Genomic DNA, 5,441 nt, shown 5'->3' with positions numbered 1-5,441 from the left:
GCTCGCCCGGGCGCGGCGGCTGCACCGGGCGGCCATCGGCGAGCGCGGCTGGCTGCTGGAACGGGAGCGGGAGAGCGCCGCCCGGACCGCCGTGGAGGCCGAACGGTCCCGGATCGCCGCCGAGTTGCACGACATCGTGAGCCACAACGTGAGCCTGATGGTGGTGCAGGCCGGGGCCGCGCGCGAGGTGCTGGCCACCATGCCCGCGGAGGCGGCGGCCGCGATGGCCGCGGTCGAGGCGGCCGGGCGGGACACGATGACCGAGCTGCGGCACCTGCTCGGCCTGCTGGCCCCCGCCGCGGACGGCAGCGAGGAGCCCGCGCCGGACGGCTTCGCGCCGCAGCCCAGCCTGAGCCGGCTGAGCCCGCTGATCGACCGGTTCGCCTTCGCCGGGCTGCCGGTCGAGGTGCGGGTCTCGGGCGAGCCGAGGCCGCTGCCGGGCGGGATCGACGTGACGGCGTACCGGATCATCCAGGAGGCGCTGACCAATGCGCTCAAGCACGGGGACGGGGTGACGGCGGAGGTGACGGTGCGCTACGCGGACCACTCCCTGCGGGTGGAGGTGCTCAACAGCGGTCCGAGCGTGCTCTCCGGGGCGGCCGCCGCGTCAGGGGGACGAGCCGCACCGGACGGGCCCAGGCCGGACGGCGCCGGGCGCGGGCTGATCGGCCTGCGCGAGCGCGTCGCGGTGTACGGCGGGGACCTGGACGCCCGGCGCCGGCTCGGCGGCGGCTTCCGGGTCCGCGCCCGCATCCCGCTGGACCGGCCGTGACGGAGGAGAACGTGCCCCAGGACCAGGAGCGCCGCCCCCGGGTGGTGATCGCCGATGACCAGGAGCTGGTCCGCACCGGCTTCCGGATGATCCTCACCGCGCGCGGCATCGACGTGGTCGCCGAGGCCTCGGACGGCGCCGAGGCGGTGGCCGCCGCCGTCCTGCACCGCCCGGACGTGGCGCTGCTGGACATCCGGATGCCCGGCACGGACGGCCTGGAGGCCGCCCGGCGCATCCTGGCCCAGGTGCCCGGCTGCCGGGTGATCATGCTGACCACCTTCGACCTGGACCACTACGTCTACGCCGCGCTGTCCGCCGGGGCCAGCGGCTTCCTGCTCAAGGACGTCACCTCCGCCCACCTCGCCGCCGCCGTACGGCTGGTGGACACCGGGGACGCGCTGCTCGCCCCCTCGATCACCCGGCGCCTGGTCGAGCGGTTCGCGGCCGGCGCCCCGCGCCCGGCCCCGGGCGCCGACGGCCCGGCGCTGCACCGCGACCTCGCGCCGCTCACCCCGCGCGAGGCGGAGGTGCTGGCGCTGCTCGGGCGCGGGCTGTCCAACACCGAGCTGGCGCGCGAGCTGACGCTCAGCGAGTCGACGGTGAAGACCCACGTGGCCCGGATCTTCGCCAAGCTGAACCTGCGGGACCGGGCGCAGGCGGTGGTGCTCGCCTACGAGACCGGGCTGGTCGCGCCGGGCGGCGCCGACTGAACGTCAACTTCCCTTGACCTCATGCTGATTGGCATGACTATCAGCCCAATCTCACTCCTTGGAGTTAACTCTCTTCACCACGTTCTCCTTTTTGCCAGTTCATGGGGCACCATCTGCATGTCCACGCCCGAACGTGACCACCACCTCGGGCGCCACCCCCCGGCATGACGAGAACACTTGGACCGGCCCGTGACCACCACCGCCCCCGTGTGGGACTGCCCCTTCCACCACACCGACGGCCTGGAGTTCGACCCCCTCCTGAAGCGACTGCTCACCGAGGCCCCGGTCGCCAGGATCCGGCTGCCGCACGGCGAGGGCGAGGCCTGGCTGGCCACCCGCTACGAGGACGTCAAGGTGGTCACCAGCGACCGCCGGTTCAGCCGCGCCGCCGGCATCGGCCGCGACCTGCCCCGGATGACGCCCGCCCCGATCGCCCAGGCCGAGGCGATCAACCTGATGGACCCGCCCGCCCACAACCGGCTGCGCCGGCTCGTCGCCCAGGGCTTCACCAACCGCCAGGTCGAACGGATGCGCCCGGCCACCCAGCGGACCGTCGACGGCTACTTCGACGAGATGACCGAGCACGGCGCCCCCGCCGACCTGATGCACTTCCTGGCCGGCCGCCTCCCCCTCACCACCATCTGCGAACTGCTCGGCATCCCCGCCGCCGACCGCGCCGAACTGCGCGGCCACGCCGTGGCGATGATGCGGATGGGCCCCGGCAGCCGGGACGGCCAGGAGGCCGCCAAGAGCGCGCTGCGCGACTACTTCACCGGGCTGACGGCCGAGCGCCGCGCCCACCCCGGCGAGGACCTGATCAGCGCCCTGGCCACCGCCCGCGACGGCGACGAACTGCTGGACCCGGACGAGCTGACCGTCATGGCGATGGTCCTGCTGGTCACCGGCCACGACACCAGCACCTACCAGCTCGGCAACCTCACCTACACCCTGCTCACCCACCCCGAGCAGCTCGCCAAGCTGCGCGCCCGGCCCGAGACGCTGCCCCGCGCCCTGGAGGAGCTGCTGCGCTTCATCCCGTTCCGCCAGGGCGTCGGCATCGCCCGGGTCGCCACCGAGGACGTCGAACTGGGCGGCGTGCTGATCCGGGCCGGCGAGGCCGTGCACGTCTCCTACCTGACCGCCAACCGGGACCCGGCGGCCTACGAGCGCCCCGACGAACTCGACCTCGACCGCGACGCCGGGCCCGTCAACATGACCTTCGGGTACGGCCAGCACCGCTGCCTCGGCTCGCACCTGGCCCTGATGGAGCTGCAGGTCGCCATCGGCACCCTGCTGCGCCGCTTCCCCGGCCTGCGGCTGGCCGTCGAGCCGTCCGAACTCGACTGGAACTCCGGCTCGATCTGGCGCTTCCCGCGCACCCTGCCGGTGGCCTGGTAGCCGACTCCCCGCCTGCCGCCGCCACCCGTCACCACCACCCGCCGCCGCCCCCGGCCGCCGCGGCGTCCGCACCGCTCCACGCATCCACCATGCCTGCCACCAGGCCCCCAGGGGAGACCCGTACCCATGGCAACACTCTGCCGCCCCGCCATCGCCGTACCCGAGCACGTCATCACCCTCGACGAGACCCTCGCCCTGGCCCGCACCCTGCACGCCGGCCACCCCCGACTCGGCCTGGCACTACGGCTGATCGAGAACACCGGGGTGCGCACCCGGCACCTGGTCCAGCCGATCGAGCGGACCCTCGCCCACCCGGGCTTCACCGTCCGCAACGAGGTGTACGAGCGCGAGGCCAAGCGGCGCGTCCCCGAGGTGGTCGAACGCGCCCTCGCCCACGGCGAGTTGACCGCCCGGGACATCGACCTGATCGTCTACGTGTCCTGCACCGGCTTCATGATGCCGTCGATGACCGCCTGGCTGATCAACACCATGGGCTTCCGCTCCGACACCCGCCAGGTGCCGATCGCCCAGCTCGGCTGCGCGGCCGGCGGCGCCGCCGTCAACCGGGCGCACGACTTCTGCCGCGCCTACCCGGGCGCCAACGTGCTGATCGTCGCCTGCGAGTTCTGCTCGCTCTGCTACCAGCCGACCGACCTCGACGTCGGCTCGCTGCTCTCCAACGGGCTGTTCGGCGACGCGGTCGCCGCCGTGGTGATGCGCGGGAACGGCGGGCACGGCGTCCAGGTCGAGCGCAACGGCTCGCACCTCGTCCCGCACACCGAGGACTGGATCTCGTACGGGGTGAAGGACACCGGCTTCCACTTCCAGCTGGACCGGCGGGTGCCCGGCACCATGGAGCTGCTCGCGCCCGCGCTGCGCGGCCTGGCCGGGGAGCACGGCTGGGACGTCTCCGGGCTCGGCTTCTACATCGTGCACGCGGGCGGCCCGCGCATCCTGGACGACCTGTGCCGCTTCCTCAACCTGGAGCCGGCCACCTTCCGCTACAGCCGGGCGACGCTCACCGAGCGCGGCAACATCGCCAGCGCCGTCGTCTTCGACGCCCTGGCCCGGCTGTTCGCCGACGGCGGCGTGCCCGAGGGCACCACCGGGCTGATCGCGGGCTTCGGACCGGGCATCACCGCCGAGATCTCGCTGGGCAGTTGGGTCGGCGCACCGGCCGAAGGGGCGCGTCCGCGCCGGCCGCGCGCCATCTCCACCTCCGACATCGCGCTCGTCCATCCGACCGTCCCCCGCCGTTTCCCGACCGGCACTACGATCTCCTGATGACCGATACCACGGAGCGCACCGACACCTCTGCCAGATCAGCCGAACTCGCCGCCCTGTTCCCGGCGTTGCACGCGCCGCAGTACTGGAGCTGGGGCCGCTTCGACGCGCAGTTCTCCACCGAGCCGCCGCCGGACGCCCTGGTCACCAACATCCACCTGGTCGGCTTCGCGGACGGTCAGGTCGTGCTCTGCCGGGACGACCGGGACCACTGGTTCCTGCCCGGCGGCACCCGGGAGCAGGACGAGGGCATCGTCGACTGCCTGGCCCGGGAGCTGCGCGAGGAGGCGGGCGCCCGGCTGCTCGGCGAGCCGCACTGGCTGGGCGCGCACCGCTGCCGCACCGAGGACCCGGTGCCGTACCGGCCGTGGCAGCCGCACCCGGAGAAGGCCTGGCTGTGGGGCTGGGGCGAGGTCGCGCTGGACTCCGCGCCGACCAACCCGGCGGACGGCGAGCAGGTGGTCGAGGTCCGTCCGGTGCCGCCCGCGGAGGCCCAGCGGCTGCTGCTGGCCGGGCACGACGCCTGGTGGGGCGAGCTGGTCGCGCTGGCGGTGGAGCTGCGCCGACGGGCCGGGCTGGGCTGAAACCGCTCCCCGCCGGGATATTCCCACTGGGACGGAAGACCACCGGAACAGCCGAACAGCAGCAGGCCATGTCCGTTTTGCGGTGATATGACTCGGCCATGGACACCAAACTGCTGGCCGTGGACTACCCGGCACTCCACATCTTCTGGACGATGCTGGAGCTGTTCCTCTGGATCCTCTGGTTCTTCCTGCTGTTCAAGATCATCACGGACATCTTCCGCAGCCACGACCTCGGCGGCTGGGCCAAGGCCGGCTGGCTGGTCCTGGTGATCATCCTGCCGCTGATCGGCGTCCTCGCCTACCTGATCGCCCGCGGGCAGTCGATGGGCAAGCGGGACGTCGAACAGGCGGAGCGGTCCGAGGCCGCGTTCAAGTCCTACATCCGGGACGCCGCCGGAACGGCACCGGCGGGCGGCGGAGGCGGTGGCGGCAGCCACGTCGACGACCTGGCGAAACTGGCGGACCTGAAGGAGAAGGGCGCCATCTCCGACGAGGAGTACCAGAAGGCCAAGGACAAGCTCCTGGCCTGACCCGCACGGACGGCCGGGGCCGGTGGACGCACCGTGACGTCCACCGGCCCCGGCCGCTGCCGCTGTCGGGTTCCGGGTGCCGGTTCGGCTCCGCTCAGCCGCTCAGCGCCGCCCGGAGCGCCGGTCGCCGCGGCCACCGTCGCCGCCGGTCAGGCCCGCGCGG

At 73.4% G+C, this 5,441-nt stretch carries 6 protein-coding genes; all 6 read left to right on the top strand.

The features are described from left to right. Positions 1-772, top strand: a 772-nt coding sequence (locus AE652_RS34315) for a sensor histidine kinase (RefSeq protein ID WP_049658802.1), incomplete at its 5' end; no start/stop codon positions are given. Between the two features lie 11 nt (positions 773-783). Further along, entirely contained in the window at positions 784-1,482 is a 699-nt protein-coding gene (locus tag AE652_RS34310) for a response regulator transcription factor (RefSeq protein WP_255357472.1), read from the top strand. A gap of 189 nt (positions 1,483-1,671) precedes the next feature. Then, complete coding sequence (locus AE652_RS34305; RefSeq protein ID WP_049658807.1) at positions 1,672-2,880, top strand: cytochrome P450; 1,209 nt, start codon at positions 1,672-1,674, stop codon at positions 2,878-2,880. A 126-nt stretch (positions 2,881-3,006) separates the two neighbouring features. Beyond that, positions 3,007-4,164 (top strand): type III polyketide synthase, encoded by a 1,158-nt coding sequence (locus tag AE652_RS34300; RefSeq protein WP_049658800.1) that lies wholly within the window; start codon positions 3,007-3,009, stop codon positions 4,162-4,164. Further along, a complete protein-coding gene (locus tag AE652_RS34295; RefSeq protein WP_082346158.1) occupies positions 4,164-4,748 on the top strand; it encodes an NUDIX hydrolase in 585 nt (194 codons plus the stop codon). Before AE652_RS34300 ends, AE652_RS34295 begins: the two co-directional genes overlap by 1 nt. Positions 4,749-4,846: 98 nt before the next feature. Beyond that, entirely contained in the window at positions 4,847-5,278 is a 432-nt protein-coding gene (locus tag AE652_RS34290; protein WP_049658799.1) for an SHOCT domain-containing protein, read from the top strand. The last annotated feature ends 163 nt before the right edge of the window (positions 5,279-5,441 follow it).

Source organism: Kitasatospora sp. MY 5-36 (assembly GCF_001182915.1).
Classification (GTDB): Bacteria; Actinomycetota; Actinomycetes; order Streptomycetales; family Streptomycetaceae; genus Kitasatospora.
Note: the sequence above shows the minus strand (reverse complement) of the source record. Positions and strands in the feature narration are given on the sequence as shown.